General features: G+C 66.1%; 18 protein-coding genes and 1 tRNA gene. 8 read left to right on the top strand and 11 right to left on the bottom strand.

The features are described 5' to 3' along the window. Window positions 1-91: 91 nt before the first annotated feature. The 4 genes from L593_RS10650 to L593_RS10635 all read right to left on the bottom strand — a co-directional run bounded on the left by L593_RS10650 (window position 92) and on the right by L593_RS10635 (window position 6923). Complete coding sequence (locus tag L593_RS10650; RefSeq protein WP_020446971.1) at window positions 92-2542, bottom strand: PKD domain-containing protein; 2451 nt, start codon at window positions 2540-2542, stop codon at window positions 92-94. Between the two features lie 659 nt (window positions 2543-3201). Next, window positions 3202-5229 carry a long-chain fatty acid--CoA ligase gene (locus tag L593_RS10645; protein ID WP_020446970.1) on the bottom strand — a complete coding sequence of 676 codons (2028 nt, stop codon included), beginning with the start codon at window positions 5227-5229 and terminating at the stop codon, window positions 3202-3204. A 114-nt stretch (window positions 5230-5343) separates the two neighbouring features. Next, window positions 5344-5847 (bottom strand): PUA domain-containing protein, encoded by a 504-nt coding sequence (locus tag L593_RS10640; RefSeq protein ID WP_020446969.1) that lies wholly within the window; start codon window positions 5845-5847, stop codon window positions 5344-5346. A 182-nt stretch (window positions 5848-6029) separates the two neighbouring features. After that, window positions 6030-6923, bottom strand: coding sequence for a mechanosensitive ion channel family protein (locus tag L593_RS10635; RefSeq protein ID WP_020446968.1), 894 nt, complete (start codon window positions 6921-6923; stop codon window positions 6030-6032). Window positions 6924-7302: 379 nt separating this feature from the next. Between L593_RS10635 and L593_RS10630 the strand changes: the two genes are divergently transcribed. Beyond that, window positions 7303-8013, top strand: a complete 711-nt coding sequence (locus L593_RS10630) for a hypothetical protein (protein ID WP_049894450.1) — start codon at window positions 7303-7305, stop codon at window positions 8011-8013. 162 nt (window positions 8014-8175) lie between these two features. Here the strand turns inward: L593_RS10630 and L593_RS10625 are convergent, their stop codons facing one another. Both L593_RS10625 and L593_RS10620 read right to left on the bottom strand, forming a co-directional pair. Continuing rightward, window positions 8176-8826: a hypothetical protein gene (locus L593_RS10625; RefSeq protein WP_020446966.1), complete on the bottom strand. Its 651-nt coding sequence runs from the start codon at window positions 8824-8826 to the stop codon at window positions 8176-8178. 211 nt (window positions 8827-9037) lie between these two features. After that, window positions 9038-9631, bottom strand: coding sequence for a MarR family transcriptional regulator (locus L593_RS10620; protein ID WP_020446965.1), 594 nt, complete (start codon window positions 9629-9631; stop codon window positions 9038-9040). A gap of 135 nt (window positions 9632-9766) precedes the next feature. Here L593_RS10620 and L593_RS10615 point away from each other — a divergent pair, with 135 nt between their 5' ends. The 4 genes from L593_RS10615 to L593_RS10600 all read left to right on the top strand — a co-directional run bounded on the left by L593_RS10615 (window position 9767) and on the right by L593_RS10600 (window position 12250). Next, on the top strand, window positions 9767-10426 hold the full coding sequence (locus L593_RS10615) for a hypothetical protein (RefSeq protein ID WP_049894065.1): 660 nt from the start codon (window positions 9767-9769) through the stop codon (window positions 10424-10426). Between the two features lie 103 nt (window positions 10427-10529). Then, window positions 10530-10613: transfer RNA gene (locus tag L593_RS10610), tRNA-Ser, on the top strand. Window positions 10614-10851: 238 nt separating this feature from the next. Beyond that, window positions 10852-11328 carry a redoxin domain-containing protein gene (locus L593_RS10605; RefSeq protein ID WP_020446963.1) on the top strand — a complete coding sequence of 159 codons (477 nt, stop codon included), beginning with the start codon at window positions 10852-10854 and terminating at the stop codon, window positions 11326-11328. 103 nt (window positions 11329-11431) lie between these two features. After that, window positions 11432-12250 (top strand): HD domain-containing protein, encoded by an 819-nt coding sequence (locus L593_RS10600; protein ID WP_020446962.1) that lies wholly within the window; start codon window positions 11432-11434, stop codon window positions 12248-12250. 33 nt (window positions 12251-12283) lie between these two features. On the opposite strand, the gene L593_RS10595 is transcribed toward L593_RS10600, so the two are convergent. From L593_RS10595 to L593_RS10580, 4 genes are all read right to left on the bottom strand, one after another. Beyond that, on the bottom strand, window positions 12284-12517 hold the full coding sequence (locus L593_RS10595) for a helix-turn-helix domain-containing protein (protein WP_020446961.1): 234 nt from the start codon (window positions 12515-12517) through the stop codon (window positions 12284-12286). Window positions 12518-12847: 330 nt separating this feature from the next. Next, window positions 12848-13336 (bottom strand): 50S ribosomal protein L11, encoded by a 489-nt coding sequence (locus L593_RS10590; RefSeq protein WP_020446960.1) that lies wholly within the window; start codon window positions 13334-13336, stop codon window positions 12848-12850. Between the two features lie 162 nt (window positions 13337-13498). Then, complete coding sequence (locus L593_RS10585) at window positions 13499-13837, bottom strand: ArsR family transcriptional regulator (protein ID WP_236608581.1); 339 nt, start codon at window positions 13835-13837, stop codon at window positions 13499-13501. Window positions 13838-13949: 112 nt separating this feature from the next. Next, the gene (locus L593_RS10580; protein ID WP_020446958.1) at window positions 13950-14630 is read right to left on the bottom strand and encodes a helix-turn-helix domain-containing protein; all 681 of its coding nucleotides are present in this window, start codon (window positions 14628-14630) and stop codon (window positions 13950-13952) included. 126 nt (window positions 14631-14756) lie between these two features. Here L593_RS10580 and L593_RS10575 point away from each other — a divergent pair, with 126 nt between their 5' ends. Together L593_RS10575 and L593_RS10570 are read left to right on the top strand one after the other, a co-directional pair. After that, window positions 14757-15059: a hypothetical protein gene (locus L593_RS10575; RefSeq protein ID WP_020446957.1), complete on the top strand. Its 303-nt coding sequence runs from the start codon at window positions 14757-14759 to the stop codon at window positions 15057-15059. Between the two features lie 175 nt (window positions 15060-15234). Continuing rightward, window positions 15235-16662: an FAD-dependent oxidoreductase gene (locus L593_RS10570; protein ID WP_020446956.1), complete on the top strand. Its 1428-nt coding sequence runs from the start codon at window positions 15235-15237 to the stop codon at window positions 16660-16662. A gap of 102 nt (window positions 16663-16764) precedes the next feature. Here L593_RS10570 and L593_RS10565 read toward each other — a convergent pair whose 3' ends face one another. Then, window positions 16765-16950, bottom strand: a complete 186-nt coding sequence (locus L593_RS10565; protein ID WP_020446955.1) for an HEWD family protein — start codon at window positions 16948-16950, stop codon at window positions 16765-16767. Between the two features lie 133 nt (window positions 16951-17083). On the opposite strand from L593_RS10565, the gene L593_RS10560 reads away from it, so the two are divergent. After that, a complete protein-coding gene (locus L593_RS10560) occupies window positions 17084-17698 on the top strand; it encodes a toll/interleukin-1 receptor domain-containing protein (protein ID WP_020446954.1) in 615 nt (204 codons plus the stop codon). Window positions 17699-17742 lie beyond the last annotated feature (44 nt).

Below are 17742 nucleotides of genomic sequence, written 5' to 3'. Positions count from 1 at the left end.
CTGTCGACGAGCGGGAGCGTGGGTGGTATGGCAGGGGTCGCTCCCGCACGCCGGGCCCGCACCGTCGTCTGGACGCCCAGGTGGCGCTGCGTTAGAGCAGGCCGTTGCTGAGCTCGCCGAGCAGGTGGTGCTCGACGGTGTCGTGTGACAGCGCCCAGATCATCGTGCCGCCGTAGTCGCTGTTGGCCAGCCAGCTCGCCCGTTGCTGGACCGAATCGGGCGTCGGATGGCTGATCATCAGCGAGTCGGTCTGGTTGTAGCTCCAGGTCGCCTTTGCGGTATCGTCGTAGCTGGTCGTCCAGTCCGACGACGAGAGGTCGACCTGACTGGTCGAGCGAGCGGTGCCGACCGTCGAGAGGTCCCAGTAGTCGTAGATGCCACTGGACTCGGTGTCCGGCGGGAAGGAGCCCCCGCCCGTGCCACTGAAGTTCTGGAAGAGGCCATCGTCTGTGCCGTTCCCGAGGTCGCCGCTGGGTGCCTCGACGCTGGAGAAGCTGCGGCCGTAGAACGGCGTCGCGATGTTCAGCTGGCCGGGGTCCCAGCCCTTGTCGACGTACCAGGACACGCCCGAGGAGACGTTGTAGGTCGACGCCTTGCTCGAGGGATCGTTCGGGTTCTGGAAGATCGGCGACGCGTGGCCGGTGTAGTCGCTGAAGCCACCGCGCATGTCGAAGGTCATGATCGAGACGAAGTCGAACAGGCCCGAGAGGGTGCCGTGCTCGAGCCCTTCGGCCTTCGATCCACCGGAGACCATCGCCGCGGTCAGCTTGTAGTCCTTGCCGTCCTCGGCGCCCGCGGCGTCGAGGGCGTCACGAACCGCCTGGACCAGTAGCGTGAAGCGTTCCTGGTCGCCGTCGCGAACGGTGTTGTCGGGGTGGCCGCCACCGCCTGGGTACTCCCAGTCGATGTCGACGCCGTCGACGCCCGCCTCGCGGACGATCCGCACGCACTCGTCGGCGAACTTCTGTCGGCTCGACTCCTCGAGGGCGACGTCGGAGAAGTTCTCGGAGTCGCTCCAGCCACCGATCGAGATCAGGCAGGTGACGTCGGTGTTCGAGGCGATGTCGCCGAAGCTCGTGACGTCGTGCCAGGACTGCGGGAACAGGTACTTCTGTGCGCTCGAGTCGCCGAGCCCGGAGATCGTGCCGTCGGACTCGGGGCGCATGAACGCGTACTGCAGGTGCGTGACCTGGTCCTTCGGGATGTCGGCGGGCACGTAGTCGCGGTCGTACTGCGCCCACTGCATCCAGTAACCGACGATGCGGTTGCCACCGGTTGAGCCCCCGCTAGCGACCGAGAGCGTCGTCGAGTCGGTGGACGAGCCCCCGTTGCCGTCGCTGACGGTGAGCGTGACCGTGTAGTCGCCCTCGCTGGAGTAGGTGTGACCAGTGGTCTGGCCCGAGCCACTCGAACCGTCACCGAAGTCCCAGCTGTAGGACAGCGAGTCTCCGTCGGGGTCGCTGGAGCCGCTCGCGTCGAAGGCGACCTGCTCTCCGGGATCCGGTGAGCTCGGGCTGCTCGTGAAGGAGGCGACTGGGTCGGAGTTGCCGCCCCCACTCGAGCTACAGGAGCCCTCGAGCGTCCAGACGTTTTTGGAGTCGTCCGGCGGGTCGTTCTTCGTCCACCACTCCGCCGTGAACAGGTCCCCCTCGTAGGTGACCTGGTCGCCGCCGGAGTACGCAACGTCGGACTGCCACTCGGAGACGCCGGAGCAGTCCACGCCGCCTCCACCACTGTCGGACTGGACGGTCACCGTCGTGGCGTTCGAGTCCGTCGCGCCGTCGTCGTCCGTGACCGTCAGCGTGACCGTGTAGTCGCCCGTGGAGCTGTAGGAGTGCGTGACGGACTGCCCGCTGCCGGAGGAGCCGTCGCCAAACTCCCAGCTGTAGGACGAAATCGAGCCGTCCGAGTCCGAGGAGTCCGCCGCGTCGAACGTCGTCGACTCGCCGGTCGTCGGCGAGGACGGCGACACCGTGAACGACGCGCTCGGTGCCGAGTTCGAACTGCTCGTGACCGAGACGGTCTGGGACGCCGAGTCGGTCGCGCCGTCGTCGTCCGTGACGGTGAGCGTCACCGTGTAGTCGCCCGTCGACGAGTAGCTGTGCGTCACCGACTGGCCGGAGCCACTCGAGCCGTCGCCGAAGTCCCAGCTGTACGACGAGATCGAACCGTCGGAGTCCGACGACCCGCTGCCGTCGAAGCTGACGTCCTCGCCGGGTGCCGGATTCGAGATGCTCGTGGTGAACGACGCGGTCGGTGCCGAGTTGCTGCCGCCACCGCTGCCGTCGCAGTCGCCGACGTAGTCCCAGTACGCGCTCGAACGGGACGGTTCGGCGTTCAGCGAGTTGAGCGCCGCCTCCCAGAGACACTCGATACCGTCGGTGTCTGGGTGCTGGACCTGATCGCCGCTCGAGTAGGAGACGTCGTTTTGCCAGTCCGATACTGAACTACAGTCCGCCGCCGATGCTGTCGCGCTCGCGCCGACCGCGAGCGCCGACAGAGCCGATGCCTTGCGTAGTATGCTGCGTCGTGATTCGTTCATGTATTCAGGTATTCCGCCGCACGAACTGGCCCGCGGCCGGTTCGCGTACCGACGTCCCCCTCGCAGTGGTGCGTCGCCACTCCCACACAGGTCCCCCATCTCCGCCCGTCGGACGGTGTCCAGACCGTCCGTCCGACCGTCGTGGTGTGGTAGCGCATGGCAGCAGTGTCGTCACCAAGCGTGTCACAGTTGGGCAAGGGTTAAAATTCTTTGGTGAACTATTCACATATAAAACAAAATATTGGCTCATCTGCCAGTAAACTTTTGATGGAAATAGGTCCGTTGACGGGCAGGTGTTCGAGATCGGGACGTAGAGCGTCGTCTTCTGTGTATCTCGGGTAGCACCCATTGCGTGTCAAGAGCGTACTCGAACACCATGGAAGACGGTAATACCCAATGTAGAATAGAAAGAACTCTGATGAGAAAAACGATTTACTCGTCACTGAAATTTGTTTTATGATAGTCGATCGCGTGGTAGAAACTCGATTTCGACGGCGCTTCCGTTGTCCAAACGATCGACGAGACGATCAGAAGTGGTTGTTCGGGTACGGCACGCGATCGGTGACCACGGACAGGTTGGCGCAACCCCATTTACTCCCGGTGTACGACGGAGCGAAATCGCCAGCGAGAACAGTACGGTTCCCGGTCCGCGTTCGTCGCTACTCGTCCTCGTAGAGCGATTCGACCGACTCCTCGTACCGTGAGAGGATCGTCCGGCGCTTCTTCTTCATCGTCGGCGTGAGCAGGTCGTTCTCCTCGGTGAACTCCTCGGTTGCGATCGCGAACCGCTTGATCGTCTCGTACTCCTCGAAGGGCTCGTTGACGCGGTCGACCTCCTCCTGAATCCGTTCACGAACGGCCGGATGGGCTGCGACTGCTCCGTCGTCCTCCGGCAGTTCGATCCCCTCGGAGTCCGCCCAGCTACGGACGGCCTCGAAGTTCGGGACGATCAACGCGCCGACGAACTTCCGTCCGTCGCCGACGACCATGCACTGTTCCACGACCTCGCTGGCCGCGAACCCGTCCTCGATCGGCCCCGGCGCGACGTTCTTCCCCGTCGAGAGCACGAGGAGCTGTTTGGCGCGCTCTCGGAACTCGACGTACCCGTCCGGTCGCTGGTGGACGATGTCCCCGGTCCGGAACCACTTGCCGGACTGGTTCCAGTCCTGGCCCGGCCCCTCGGTGGCACCCTCGGGCAACTCGTCGAGGAACGCTTCCTCGGTCTCCTCGGGCTTGTTCCAGTAGCCGTCCGTGACGTTCGGGCCGCGGACGAGCAACTCGCCGACGGTGCCCTCGTCCTCCGGGAACTGGCCCTCGGGGACCATCGACTCGTCCACCCAGACGTCCTCGTCGATGACGGGCGGCCCGATCGTGCCGACTTTCGGTTCCTCGGGCGGGTTGACCGTGATCACCGGTGCGGTTTCAGTGAGGCCGTAGCCCTCGAGGATCGGCAGCCCCATCCCGTGATAGAGCGAGCAGAGTTCGGCGGAGAGACTCCCGCCCCCGCTCAACAGGAAGTCGATCTCCCCGCCGAGCGCGTCGCGAACCTTGGAGAACACCAGTCGATCTGCGATCGCTCGCTTCGCGCGGAGCACGACGCCCGGCGAGTCGGCCTCGTGGTACTGCTGGCCGACGTCGACGGCCCACTCGAAGATCTGCTCCCTGCGCTCGGAGCTCGCGGCCTGCTCCCGGATCGCGTCGTAGATCTTCTCGTACACGCGCGGGACGCTCGTCGCGCTGGTCGGCTGCACGAGGCCGAAGTCCTCCTGGAGCGTGTCGGGGCTCTCGGCGTAGGCCACGCTGCCGCCGGCAGCGAAGATGACGAAGTGGCCAGCGAGTCGCTCGAAGACGTGGGCCAGCGGGAGGTACGAGACGGTCCTCGTCTCGGCGTCGAGCGCGGGGACGTCCTTGTCGGGCCGATCGCCGTAGCGGCTGAGGACCTGGTTGACGTTCGAGCGGAAGTTCCAGTGGGTCAGTTGGACGCCCTTCGGCTTGCCGGTCGTCCCCGAGGTGTAGATGAGACTGCAGAGGTCGTCGAGGTCGCGCTCGGCGACCCACTCCTCGTACTCCTCCGGGTGGTACAGCTCTGCGCCGCGGTCGTGGACCTCGGCCAGCGTGAGGACGTCGTCGCGCTCGTCGTGGACCGCCGCAGCGTCGAAGTCGTCGCTCGCGTTGCCGCTCCCGGGCCGGTCCATCTGCACGACGAATTCGAGATCGAGGTCGTCTTGGACGGCGAGCACGTGTTCGAGGTGCTCGTCGCCCTCGAGCACGACGCCGGTCGCGTCTGGATCGGAGAGGAGGTAGGAGACCTTCCCCTCGGAGGACTCCGGATACACCGTGGTGACGACGCCGCCCGCTGCGAGCACGCCGAAGTCGCTCTGGGCCCACTCCATCCGCGTGTGGGCGAAGATCGCGACCCGCTTGCCGGCGTCGACCCCCAGGTCGCGAAAGCCAGCAGCGAGGTGGTGGACGATGTCCCGCATCTCGTCGTAGGAGATCGACCGGAACTCGCCCGGTGATGCCGCCGGCAGCACGGTTTCGGTGATCGTCCGGTCGTACACGCCGCCCTTGTAGCGCTGGGCTGGACGATGCGCGTTCCGCTCGGCGGTCTCTTCGAACAGCTCCGGAATCGTCGACTCGCCAACGCCCGGTCCCTCGTACGTGCTTTCGGCCTCCCGCCAGTTCATGTCACGAACGATCGTCCGGATTTGGCATAAAGTCTCGTGAACAGGTGACACGGCGGCCGCGGTTGCTGTTGCCACTGTGAGGACCGAAGCAGCCGATAGCGATGGGACAGGTGCTCAGTCGCCGGCGCCGTGTCGAACGAACACCGCGACGCCCGTGTCGAAGTCCGCCATCGCGTCGGGGGAGAGTTCGGCACGCCCGACCCCGAGCACGTCGCCGTCGTACACGACGACCGCTTCGTCGCCGGGTCGGAGGTCAGGATCGACCGACCGGACGAACTTCGCGAACGCGTTGCGGCCGTCCCTGACGAACTCGACGCTCTCCTCGCCAACCTCCACGCGGTGGCGGGGGGCGTCCAGCCCCTCGACGATCCGGCGGCCGCCCTCGACGGAGAGGACGAACCGGCCGTTGGTCTCCTTGGTGAAGAGCCGGTCGCCGTCGTCGAAGCACTGCTCGACGCGGCCAGAGGCGGTGCGCGTGATCGTGACGTCGCCGACGGCTTCGGTGCCGCGGGGGCCGACCTCGGGGAACAGGGCCGCCGCACCCCCGTGACCGAACTGGAAGTTCGCCACCCGGCGGATGCGGTCGAGTTCGGTCGGCGTCGGCGGCTCGTCGTGCATCGGGCTCGCTTCGGATCGGCTCGGCGAAAGGGCTTCGCTCTCGATCCGCCCGATCCGGGCCCTTCCACGCAGGCCGTTCCAGGCCGCCCCGCGTGGGCCGTTCTGGACCGTCCCGCGGGGCGCTCCGGGCCGGTTTGCGCAGGGCGATCCGGCCAATCTCGGCCACGTCGACTGCGGCGATCTCAGGCCGCGTCCGCGACCTCGATGGCGCCCTGGAGGTTCCGCTTGGCTGCCGGTGCGATCGTGAGTCCGGCGGCCTCCAGCCGCTGCTTCGCCGAGCGGGCGAAGGTCGACCGGGCGGCGAACACCTCGCGGCGATCCGGCTCGTCGATCCAGTAGTGCACCCGCGCGACGATGGCGTCGCCACCGAACTCGTCCACGTAGACCTGCGGGCTGGGTGCGTCGAGACTCTGTTCGAGCCCTTCCGCAGCCGTCTCGAGTCCGGCGAGCGCTGCCTCCAGATCGTCGTCGTAGGAGAGACTGACGTACTGGACGACCTGGAAGTGGCCGTGCCCGAAGGGCCGGGTGATCTCCTGTTTGGTCAGCACGTCGTTCGGGATCGTCACGAGTTCGCCGTCCGGCGTCTGCACCCGGGTCACGCGGAGGGTGATCGAGCGAATCGTCCCCTCGCCGTCCGCCCACTTGACGTAGTCGCCGACGTTGAATTCCGGGTCGGCGACGAGCACCGTCCCGCTGACGAAGGAGCCGACCACGGACTGGGCCGCGACGCCGAGCGCAAGCGTCGCCGCGGCGATCACGATCGCAGAGTCGGTGAGAAAGCCAGTGAAGCCGGCGACCGCGGCACCGACGGCGATGCCGAAGACGACCACGATCAATCTGAGGTGACGAGCGATGGCCTGCTCGAGCGTCGGGTTGTTGCGATTGCGGTGGCGGACGATCCGGGAGACCGACGGCACGAGCAGGTACCAGCCCGGAACTGTGACGAGCAGTGCAACGCCGAGGAACCAGCCTAGCCGCTTCACGAGCGGCCAGTACTCGTCGATCAGTTCGGGACCGATGTCCGCGAGGCGATCCGCGAGCTGGAGCACGCCGGCGGCGAGGAGCGCGGTCGTCATGCTATTCAGTGACAACCGCCAGCCGGAAAAACGCGGGCGTCGATTCCCGGGATTCGGCGCGTCTGGATTCCCGCCACCAGGCAGACGACTTCGCCACCGCGAATTCGCGAACCCACATGATCCACCGGGGATTCGCCAGCTTGGAAAATCACCATCGGGCGGGACTGGAAGGGGCCGACCGCTCGACGAAGGACGACGAAGTAAGCACTGGACCGAGCGAACGAAGTGAGCGAGGGAAGCGCGCAGCGAGTCGCCCGAGTCGAGCGGTCGGGGGCTTCCAAACTGTTCTCGACAGGTCGATTCGGTCAGAACGACCGATACCAACTCCATTCGACCGAGAGTCCGAACGATGAAGGCCGTCCGCGACCGACCCGCGGTCATGACAGTCGTCGCGCTGCCGGCCGAGCCGCCGCGAGCGGGCCACGCCCTGAGTGACCTCGTCGAGGCGGACGTCTGTACCCCCGACGAGGCCGCGGCCCTGTACGAGGCGATGGTCCAGGATGCGGTCGCGACGGTCGCGCGCAGCGGCGGCGACCTGCTCGTGAACTACCCGCCGGCGGCGGACTATCACGACGCCGTCGATCCGGAGGCCGAACTGCGCGAGGTCGTCGGGACGGTGCTCGACGATCCGGATTCGGTTCGCTACGAGGTGCAGGTCGGCTCCACGGAGTCCGCCAGAATCGGCAACACGATTACGCACCTGCTCCGCGAGGAGGGCGTCGACACCGCGGCGATCCTCCGGCCCGAAGCGCCGCTCGCCGGACGCACGGCGATCGACGCCGCGGCGATGAAGCTCCGGAGCGACCCGGTGGTCCTCGGTCCCGCTCCGAGCGGCCGGGTGTACTACGCCGGCTTCGCCGAGCCGATCGACTTCGAGGACGCCTTCGCCGCGCCGGCCGTCGAGACGATCACCGACCGGGCTGCCGACGCCGACCTCGGCGTGAACTTCGAGGCGATGCAGCCGCTCCTGAAGGAGGTCGGAGACGTCGGGGATCTGCTGCCGATGCTCCGAGCGCGGATTCGCGCCGACGGGCTGGTGCCTGAGGCGACCGCGAACGTGGTGTCGGAGCTCGGGCTCGGTCAGGAGTAACTGCGGTCGATACCCGAAGCGAGGGTACTCGTACCAACAGTTGGGCGTTCGGGTGGATAGCTTCCTCGCAACCAGTCCGCATAGTCGCTCGAAGAGCGGAGTAATGGGCCCCGACGCTGTCAGGAAGTCGGGAACCCGCTGGAGCGTGTATCGCGACGGGGATCAGGTCAGCAGATCCGGGAGCGAGAACGCCACCGCACCGTCGTCGCTGACGATTGTCGCGTTTGCGTCGTCGTACTGGACCGTGAGCGTGCCGTCCGCGGCGGAGCCGAGTTCGACGTCGATGTCCACCGACTCGTCGGCCGTCAGGTTCGTCGGTTCGTCCCCGGCCGGATCGAGGGAACCGCCGTCCTCGACCTCGAAGTTGCCGTCAGCGGTGCGCTGGACGTCCATCGTCGTGGACTCGTTCGCCGTGAGCGGCTCGCGCACGTCGGTGAACGTGTCGGCACCGACGAGGTAGTTGCCGTAGACGCGCGTCTGCCCCGGTTCGTCGGCCGGCGCGACGGAGACCATCACGCGGTCCTCGTCGGCATCCGGCGCCCACAGGTCGAAGTGAACGTCGTCGGCGTTCTCGAAGTAGCTCCGGACCTCCTCGTCGGCCCAGGCGGCCTGGATCGCAGCCTCGACCTCGGCGTCGCTGAGGACCCCGTGGCGGTCCGTGACCTCGACGGTGTAGTCGTCGGGAAGTTGGTGCTCTGCTGTCGATTCGTCTGCGTCCTGTATCGCGGGATTCGCACCGACCGCGGCCGCCGCGCCGCTCGTGGCGAGGGCGACCGCTGCAACCAGTGCGAGTGCGACTAGCTTCGATCTCATTGGTGTGAACTCCGAGAGCGTTCCGCGGGACGTGATCGGCTCGGGCTGGAGGGCCGTTCGGGAACCGACGGGCCGGCGCACGGGCGATGGCCCGACCGGGCACGTCCACCGGATCGCTCTCGTATACCCCTTGGATGAAAGGCCAGAAAGTGTTTGATTGGAAACGTGTTCCGAAACCGATTTCGTCGGGCGTTTCGGACGCTGTAGAGCGTTACTGCAAGACGACGACGTTCCCCATCCCGCGGCGTTTCCGTTCGACCAGTCGCTTGCTCTCGAGGGTATCCAACGTCCGGCTGACGGTCGCCTTCGAGAGATCCGTCCTCTCCACGATGTCTCGTTGTGGGAGCTTCCCGTCGGCGTCGAGGACCACGCCGTAGACGGTCTTCTCGTTACCGTAGAGCCCCTCGTGCGCCGTTTCCCATTCCTCGCGTTCTTGCTGCTCGACGGAGAAAGTCGCCGCCGTGCTGCCCCCGTCCTCGACCACTCCGTCCGCGGGGGTCGCCGGAGCTGTCACCCCGCGTGAGTCGGTCGAGCCGGACTGGCGCGCCGACGGTTCGGACCGCGCTGCAGTCGGGCCCGTAAGGATGTACGTGCCGGTCGCTCCCACGAGGAGCGCGGCGCCGGCGATCGTTCCGACGTCGGAGTAGGTGAAATACTGGCCCAGCTCGTCGGTCTGGGCGCCGTTCTCCCCGACGGAGACCACCACTGGCGAGGGGTTGATCAACTGGACGGCAAGCACGAGGGTTGCGGCGACGAACACCGCTGCAGCCAGCAATCGCTTGCCGTGGAGGGCCGGCCGATCCATACGCACAGCTATCTCGAGTCCCCGTTTAATGCGTAACGCTCTCCCACCGTGCTCACCGCCTGAAACGGCCGAGAAACGCGTTTGTAATGCATTTCCAACGCGTTTCAGCACAGGATTGATCCGCTCTTTCACCCAATGAACGATCACATGCTCGCCGTCCTACGCTCCCGGGCGCTGCTGCTCGTCGTCTGTGCCGCAATCGGCGTCGGGATGGCGTTCGCCGGCACGTCCGTCGGAGCGACCGGCGCGCTCACGACGGACAGCACCGGCCCGAAGTTCGTCGTCTCGGACGAGAACGTCACGTTCCGGCACGCTGGCGGTCACGAGACCGTCGTCCAGAACGTGAGCGATCTGGAGCGAATCGAATTCGAGCAAGCCGAAGACGGGACGTTCCAGATCAACACCGAACGCGTCCAGCCGTTCACAGCCGCCGAACGCGAGACTGCAGTGGCTGTCGCACGCGATAACGCGAGCGTCCAACAGGCGATGGCGGAGCTAGGCGACTACGAGTTCTCCGTGGAGCCGATCCGGAAGTTGACCGTCAATGAGAATTTCTCGATAAACGCCACGCCTACCGACGAGCACGAGGACGCAATGACCGGCAACGCTACCTCGGAGACGTTCGTAATCGAAAGCGATCAGGAGGGCACGGTGACAGTCGATCGCGAGCCCGAGTACGTCGAGGACGAGGCAGTCGTCAGGATCGCAGACGAGAACGACGACACCCAGTACTCCGTCGTAGTAGATCTCGAGGAGGAGATCGTCGTCGACGGCATCGACTGGGAAAGTGAGTGATGGGCGGCCGATGGAACGATAGCTTCAACTTTCGCGTCCGCGTCGGTCAACACGACCCCCACGACCAGTCGGTACGCATTGCTAACTGGGGTCGATCGAAACTGGTGGGGTGGCAGAGCGGCCCAACGCGCCTGCCTTGAGAGCAGGTGTCCTCACGGACTCATGGGTTCAAATCCCATCCCCACCGTCCGTTCCGTCGAGCAACAACGACGAGCGGTGCGAGTCGTCTACGAGACGGAACGATGGCGGTGGGATTTGAACCCTGCGAGGAACGCGCAGCGAGTACCGCGAGCGAGCATTTCTCGCAACGGTTCAAATCCCATCCCCACCGTTCTCCGCTCGAACGAACACGGCGAGCGAAGCGAGCCGTACGTCCTTCGCCGCTCTCGAAACCCCCTTCCGCCGCCACCCACAACGCCCAGTCGATGCCAGCAGACGGCGACGTAGCCCCCGAGTTTACAGCACCGCTCGCAACCGGCGACATCGAATCGTTCTCCCTGTCCGACGCCCTGGAGCACGGTCCGGTCGTCCTCGCCTTCTTCCCCGGCGCGTTCACGAGCGTCTGCAGTCACGAGATCAGCGCCTTCGACGACCGCCTCGGAGAGTTCGAGGACGCCGGCGCACAGGTCGTCGGCGTCAGTCGCGACACGCCGTTCTCGCTGAACGAGTTCCGCCAGGAACTCGGCGTCGCGGTCGACCTCGCGAGCGACCTGAACCGCGACGCCATCGAGGAGTACGGGATCGAGATGGACTTCGACGAACTGGGCGTCTACGGCGTCGCGAAGCGCTCCGTGTTCGTCGTCGACACCGACGGCGAGATCGCGTACGAGTGGGTCTCCGACGACCCCGGCGTCGAACCCGACTACGACGAGGTCCTGGCGGCCGTCGAGGACCTGGACTGAGCCGATACCGCCGACGCTGCGGCAATAGCACGCCCGGAGACGCCGAGCGGCGGAATTCCGACCGGGCGCTGCCCTTTTGCGGGTCTCGACCGTACCTGGCTGCATGAGCGAGCAGGTCGAGCACGGAGACGGTGGTCACAGGTACGATCCGGACGCCGAGCACGCCTTTCCGGACGGGCGCGTCAACGACGTCCTGGAGATGCTGGAGAGCGACGAGGAGGTCCAGGCGTATCTCGAAGCCCAGAACGTCAACCCGGTCAAGCGCAAGCGGTACAACGATCACGGCACCAAGCACGTCCAGATCGTTCGCCACCGCGCGCTCTGTCTCTACGACCTGCTGAAGGACGCCGGCGTCGAGTTCAACGGCGCCGCAGACCAGGGCCTCGACGAGGCCGACGAGGCGGTGATCGTCGCGCTCGCCGCGACGCTGCACGACATCGGTCACGTCGTCCACCGCGACGAACATCCGTACTACTCGATCCCGCTGGCGGCGGACCTCCTCGACCAGTTCCTCCCGCAGTTCTACGACGTGGGGGACGCCGTCCGCGTCAAAGGGGAGACCCTGCACGCGATCCTCACTCACCACACTGAGGAGGAGCCCCTCACGCTCGAAGCGGGCGTGATCCGCGTCGCCGATGCGCTGGACATGGAACGCGGGCGCTCCCGGATTCCCTACGAGACCGGCGGCCGCGGGATCAACACGATCTCCAGTCGCGCGATCAAGCAGGTCTCCCTGATGCCCGGCGAGGAAGCGGCGGTGCTCGTCGAGATCCAGATGACCAGCGCCGCCGGCGTCTACCAGGTCGACAACCTGCTGAAAGCGAAACTCCAGAACTCCGGGCTCGAAGAACACGTCCGCATCGTCGCGATCAGCGCGCAGAGTGAGGAGGACGATCAGCTGGTCGAGCGGATCGAGCTGTAACGCCGTCCGTCGCCGTCGATTCCTCGGCCGCGATCAGGCCGGCGCGTAGACGGAGCCGCCGGATCCGCGGTCGACCTCGACGACGCCACAGTCGACGAGGGAGTCGAGCACCCCGTAGAGCGTGATGCGTGGCTCGCCGAGCCGGTCCTGTAGCTCCTGGACCGATGCGCGACCCTGCTCGGCCAGCGACAGGTAGACCAGCTTGGCTGTCGGCGACTCGATTTCGGAACACATCGCGCGGCGGGCCTCGGATTCCACGACTGCCATCACTACTCACTCTCGAGTTCTTCGACGACCATAAAACTCGGGTACGTTGCCCGTCGAAATCGAATGCGGGCAGAGGGTTTGGAGGGCGGATTGGGTCTTTGGGCAGCGATGAGAGCGCTGGGGAAGGCATAGCGAGCTAGTGATTCGACGAATCACGTTCCCGTTTGTACCGATCGTCGAACCCTGGACTCCGGACGTGTCAATCGAGAACGGAAATGAGAGCGGTTCTGAGACGTGAATTCGCTTCGACGGCTCGCTCCGCTCACTGCCTCAGAGAAACTACGAAAAACTCCCTGCGGTCGTTTTTCGAGCCTTCGCCTCGAAGCCTCGCTACGCTGCGGCTTCTTCGGCGAAGACGTCGTCGTACTCGCCCTCGTCGATCTTCTTCTTGAACTCGCGGGGGTTCTCGCCCTCGATGGTGACGCCCAGCGAGGTGCAGGTCCCGACGACTTCCTTCGCGGCGTTCTTCTCGTCGTACGCCAGCAGGTCGGTGAGCTTCTGCTGGGCGATCTGCTTGACCTGGTCGACGCTGATGTCGGCGACGAACTCGGACTGCGGGGTGCCGGAGCCGGTGTCGAAGCCGGCCTCGTCCTTGATCAGTTCCGCCGTCGGCGGGACGCCGACCTCGATCTCGAAGGAGCCGTCGTCCTCGTACTCGACGGTGACGGGGACTTCGGTGCCGTCGAATGCCTCGGTCTGGTCGTTGATCTCCTGCACGACCGCCTGAACGTCGACCGGCGTCGGGCCGAGTTCCGGCCCGAGCGGCGGGCCCGGATTCGCCTGGCCGCCAGGGACCAGCACGTCGATAGTTCCAGCCATGTAGGGCAGAACCGGCCAGCGAGAGTTAAGGGTTGCTTTTCGTCGTTTCTCGCTGCGCGCCGCGACGGGGCCGTGGTTCCGTGACCGAGAACAGCGCGACGCCGTCGGTCGTCGAACTATCGATCGGGATCCACAGCGACGCGAGAGGCCGTCGTCTCCGGGTCAGGCCCACTGCATCGGAAACTCGTCTTCGTTCTCGCTGAGCAACTCCACGAGGGGTGCAATTTCCTCCCAGTTCGGTCCCTTGACGATCGTCTCGTCCTCCGGGTTCCACTCGACGTAGCCGTCCGCCTCGAGTTTCGGGAGGTGCGTGTGGTGGATCGCGATCCTCGCGCGCTCGGGATCCACGAAGCCGTCGGTCGACTGCCCGAACGCGCCGTCGACGAACGAGGGATCCGTCGCGTCGAGTGGGTTCCGCTCGAGGAGGGCCGTCAGCACGCGGCGTCGATAGGTGTGCCCCAGCGCACCGAGTGCGGTTTCGAAAGTTCTCACATCGGTCACGTTTCTACGCTAGGGTGCTCGCCGCATCACGACCCTGCTTGGTCAGCAAAGTCGTTAATACGTGACATGGCGAGGCCGTCGTCGGGACGGGGAGGCGCCCGGACGACGCTCGTCACTCGACCGGGACGAAGCGCTCCTCGGAGTCTTCCTCCATGGCGATGAGCGTGTTCTGGACGAGACCGACGATCGCCCGTCGCAATCGCTCGGTGACCGCCTGGTCCGAGATGCCCAGTTGCTCGGCCAGGTCCTGCGTCGACATCTCGCGGGGGATAGAGTAGTAACCGCCATGGACCGCCCGCATGAGCGTGTCGCGCTGGGCCGCGGTCAACCCGTACCAGATCCCGGTCCCCGGGCGCGTCGGATTGTAGATGCGTCCGACCTCGAGGTCGATGTGAGCGCTGGCGCAGTAGTCCTGGAACTCGCTGAGGGTCTCGTGGGTGGGGAAGCGGATCTCGAACTCCCAGGTGCCAGCCGTGCCCGCAGCGCTCAGGAGTTGACCGTCGAGTTCGACGATTCCCTGGAAGAAGACGTCGCGGCCGACGTTCCAGTCGAGCGAGTAGAGCCGCTCCTCCTCGTGGCGCGTCACCTCCACGATGCGATCGACGGAGGGATGGTCCTGAACGTTCGCTTCGAAGTCCGCCCTGACTTCCTCGCTGACCGAGAAGAAGGGGACCGCCCGCTCACCGAGCGGGACCATGTTCTCCAGTTCCGCGGTGGTCCCACTCTCGAGCTCGAGGATGCGCCCGAGTTCGAAGGAGTCGGCAGGGATTCTGAGGTGAGCGATGACGGTCATTGCTCTCGGTCCTACTTGGGGTTCGAGCCGGGTAAATATGGCCTGCTTGGTATGCCAGGCGCTCAGATTATGCATGGTACACCAGGTATAACGCCAGGGCTTTGCGTCTGGGACTGGTCGGAATTGATGGACCGAACGCCCTGTCCGGAGATCGACCTCGAGCGAGACGAGGGGTCAGCCGACACTTCGCGTCGAGGCCGGGCGGCCCGCACCCACATGACAGATGACCACCGTCCAGACCGCTCGATTTCGAGCGCCGAAGAGTTCGAGGCAGCGCTAGCGGCCGTCGTCGAGGCCGCGATCCACGCCGACGTCGACGTTCGTGGCGCGTGGGAGTTCGAGACCGGCGGCTCGACTTACGACTGGGAAGTGCAGATCGTCGAACTCGCCAGAGACCTCGACGCGGACCGAGAGGAGGAGAAGGAGTAACGCCCAACCGGGGGAAGGGCCGGTCACGATCGGCACCGGGGTTCGGTGAACACCGCGCTGTGGCGCCGACTGACCGCGGCGACGAGCAGCGATCGATCGCGACGATGCCGGCGGTCGGGCGCGGACTTCCCACGACCGGAGAACTTTGAGGCCAGGCGCCGTCGCCTGGTCCTGTATGCCCGATCCCTTCGTCGCGATCGGTGGCGACGCCGCCGGCCTCTCCGCCGCGAGCAAGTGCAAGCGCGAGGATCCCGACCGAGACGTGATCGTCTTCGAGCGGGGGAACTGGGTCTCGTACGCCCACTGTGGCACGCCCTACTTCGTGAAGGGCGAGGTCGAGCACCTCACCGACCTCCTATCGCTCTCCCCGGACGAAGCCGAGGAGCGCGGCATCGACCTTCGACGCCGACACGAGGTCACTGCGATCGACACGGGGGAACAGGTCGTCAGCGTCGAGGGGCCCGACGGACGCTTCGACCAGCCCTACGGCGACCTCCTGATCGGGACCGGCGCCCACGCCATCACCGGACCGATCCCGGGCACGGACCTGGAGGGCGTGTTCTCGCTGCACGGACTCCCCGACGCCGCGGCGATCAGGGCGATGCTCGCCGACCCCGACTCCTTCACCGCTGCGGACCTCGGCGGCGACCCGTACCTCGACGAGGAGCGCGTCGCCCGCTTCGGCGATATGGCACCACCAGAGACGGTCGCGATCGTCGGCGGCGGCTACGTCGGCGTGGAAATGGCGGAGGCCTTCGACGCCCACGACGTCGACGTCCGCGTCTTCCAGCGCGACGTGGACCTGATCCCCGCTTTCGGCGACGCCGTCGCGGACGAAGTGGCCGACGCCCTCCGGGAGAACGGGGTGGAGGTGCACCTCGATACGGTCGTCGAGGCGCTCGAGAGCGAGGACGGTCGAGTGAGTGGCCTGACCTGCAGGGACGGGACCACGCTCGACCTCGACGCGGTTCTGGTCGGCATCGGCATCGCGCCCAACGTCGAACTCGTCGAGAACACACCGATCGAACTGGGCGACAGCGGTGCGATCCGAATCGACGACTACGGCCGCACCTCCGTCGAGAACGTGTACGCCGCCGGTGACTGCGCGGAGATGGAACACGTCGTCACCGGCGAGTCGGATTGGGTCCCACTCGGGCTGACGGCCAATCGCGCGGGTCGTGCGATCGGCGCGACGGTCGCGGGCGATCCCACCGACGTCGGCGGCATCGCCGGCACGGCGATGCTCAAGGCCTTCGAGATGGAGTGCGGTCGCTCTGGCATCGTCGATCACGAGCGAGCACGCGAGGCCGGGTTCGATCCGATCTCGAAGACGATCACCGCAGGTTCTCGATCGGGCTACTATCCGGGCGCGAAAGAGACGGTCGTCACCCTCACTGCCGATCGGGAAACGGGCCGGCTCATTGGCGGTACGATCGCAGGGGAAGACCGCGCTGCCGTGCGGATCGACACCGTCGCGACGGCGCTGGAGGCCGACTTGACGGTGGACGAAGTCGAGCGCCTCGACCTGGGCTACGCGCCGCCGTTCAGTCCGGTCTGGGACCCGGTGCTCGTTGGCGCAAAGGTGCTCGCGGGCGAGCTATAGCGGTCACAACGGCGTCGTAGTGTCGACGGTAGCCACGGATTCGTGGGCGTGACGGTAGCCAGAACGGAGTCGATCGGCGACGCCCCACCCCTATTGCGCTCGTCAGTACTCTTCGATCGGCGAGAACTCCCCGGTGATGTCCCACTCGTGGATGCAGTAGGGATCGCCGACCCTTCGCTCGCCGTCCTCCCGAACGATTCGCCAGACGCCGTCGTCCTCGTCCCAGGTCTCCTCGCGCCCGCATCGCTCGCAGGTCCGATCCTCGGGGGTCCGGAGCCTCGTGCCCATAGTGGGAGATTCACACGGTCGGGTATAAGCGTCCCGCCACGGCACCGGGCAGCGGGCCGAGATGGCCACAGCGACGCGGAACTTTCAGAGGACCGACGGAAGAAATTTGTGTGACGGGTTCGCACGCCAGGGCATGGCGGAAACCCGCGTCTTCGTCTCGCACGCGACGGCCGACCTCGACGTCGCACAGAACCTCTGTTCGTCGATTCGCAACCTGCCGCTGACGGTCGCGCTCGCCGGCGAAGAGGTCCAGCCCGGGCGCGTGCGCCGGAACCTCGAGGGGCAACTCCGGAACAGCGACCTCGCGATCGCGCTCCTGACCGACGAGGGCGCGGCGGACTACTGGGTGAACCAGGAACTCGGCTACGCCGTCGCGAAGGGGCTGCCGATCATCCCGATCGTCGAGGACGACGCCTACCTCCGGGGCTACGTCGAGGGGACGGACGGCGTGCAGTACGACGCGGAGAACCCCGAGGTCACCGTGTTCAACCTCCTCAGCAGGGTTCGTTCGGAACTCGAGCCGATCGGCACGCTGTCCTCCCCGAACTGGTACGTCGCCTTCCCCTGCAACAACGGCCAGTGCCGCGCGGAGGTCCAGCTGGAGATCGACCAGCTCCAGAAGGACCTCTGGCAGAAGTACGAGCACGGGAAGCTGTTGCGTGCGGAGTGTCCGGAGTGTGGCGCCAGCTACGAGTTCAATCCCGCGACGCTCGGGTTCGTTCGAAGCGTTCCACCGACGGCCGAGTGAGGACTGAAAGGTTCTGGCGTCGCCGCAAGGAGATTGCTGCCACA

The sequence above is a fragment of the Salinarchaeum sp. Harcht-Bsk1 genome (assembly GCF_000403645.1).
GTDB lineage: Archaea > Halobacteriota > Halobacteria > Halobacteriales > Salinarchaeaceae > Salinarchaeum.
This window is presented reverse-complemented; position numbering and strand designations above follow the sequence as displayed.

Bases quoted from the DNA above. Each gene is read 5' to 3' on its own strand.
- L593_RS10645 (WP_020446970.1), bottom strand. From the start codon at position 5,229: ATGAACTGGCGGGAGGCCGAAAGCACGTACGAGGGACCGGGCGTTGGC.
- L593_RS10565 (WP_020446955.1), bottom strand. From the start codon at position 16,950: ATGGGCACGAGGCTCCGGACCCCCGAGGATCGGACCTGCGAGCGATGC.
- L593_RS10580 (WP_020446958.1), bottom strand. From the start codon at position 14,630: ATGACCGTCATCGCTCACCTCAGAATCCCTGCCGACTCCTTCGAACTC.
- L593_RS10630 (WP_049894450.1), top strand. From the start codon at position 7,303: ATGACAGTCGTCGCGCTGCCGGCCGAGCCGCCGCGAGCGGGCCACGCC.
- L593_RS10650 (WP_020446971.1), bottom strand. From the start codon at position 2,542: ATGAACGAATCACGACGCAGCATACTACGCAAGGCATCGGCTCTGTCG.
- L593_RS10600 (WP_020446962.1), top strand. From the start codon at position 11,432: ATGAGCGAGCAGGTCGAGCACGGAGACGGTGGTCACAGGTACGATCCG.
- L593_RS10620 (WP_020446965.1), bottom strand. From the start codon at position 9,631: ATGGATCGGCCGGCCCTCCACGGCAAGCGATTGCTGGCTGCAGCGGTG.
- L593_RS10570 (WP_020446956.1), top strand. From the start codon at position 15,235: ATGCCCGATCCCTTCGTCGCGATCGGTGGCGACGCCGCCGGCCTCTCC.
- L593_RS10605 (WP_020446963.1), top strand. From the start codon at position 10,852: ATGCCAGCAGACGGCGACGTAGCCCCCGAGTTTACAGCACCGCTCGCA.
- L593_RS10590 (WP_020446960.1), bottom strand. From the start codon at position 13,336: ATGGCTGGAACTATCGACGTGCTGGTCCCTGGCGGCCAGGCGAATCCG.
- L593_RS10560 (WP_020446954.1), top strand. From the start codon at position 17,084: ATGGCGGAAACCCGCGTCTTCGTCTCGCACGCGACGGCCGACCTCGAC.
- L593_RS10575 (WP_020446957.1), top strand. From the start codon at position 14,757: ATGGACCGAACGCCCTGTCCGGAGATCGACCTCGAGCGAGACGAGGGG.
- L593_RS10625 (WP_020446966.1), bottom strand. From the start codon at position 8,826: ATGAGATCGAAGCTAGTCGCACTCGCACTGGTTGCAGCGGTCGCCCTC.
- L593_RS10635 (WP_020446968.1), bottom strand. From the start codon at position 6,923: ATGACGACCGCGCTCCTCGCCGCCGGCGTGCTCCAGCTCGCGGATCGC.
- L593_RS10640 (WP_020446969.1), bottom strand. From the start codon at position 5,847: ATGCACGACGAGCCGCCGACGCCGACCGAACTCGACCGCATCCGCCGG.
- L593_RS10595 (WP_020446961.1), bottom strand. From the start codon at position 12,517: ATGGCAGTCGTGGAATCCGAGGCCCGCCGCGCGATGTGTTCCGAAATC.
- L593_RS10615 (WP_049894065.1), top strand. From the start codon at position 9,767: ATGAACGATCACATGCTCGCCGTCCTACGCTCCCGGGCGCTGCTGCTC.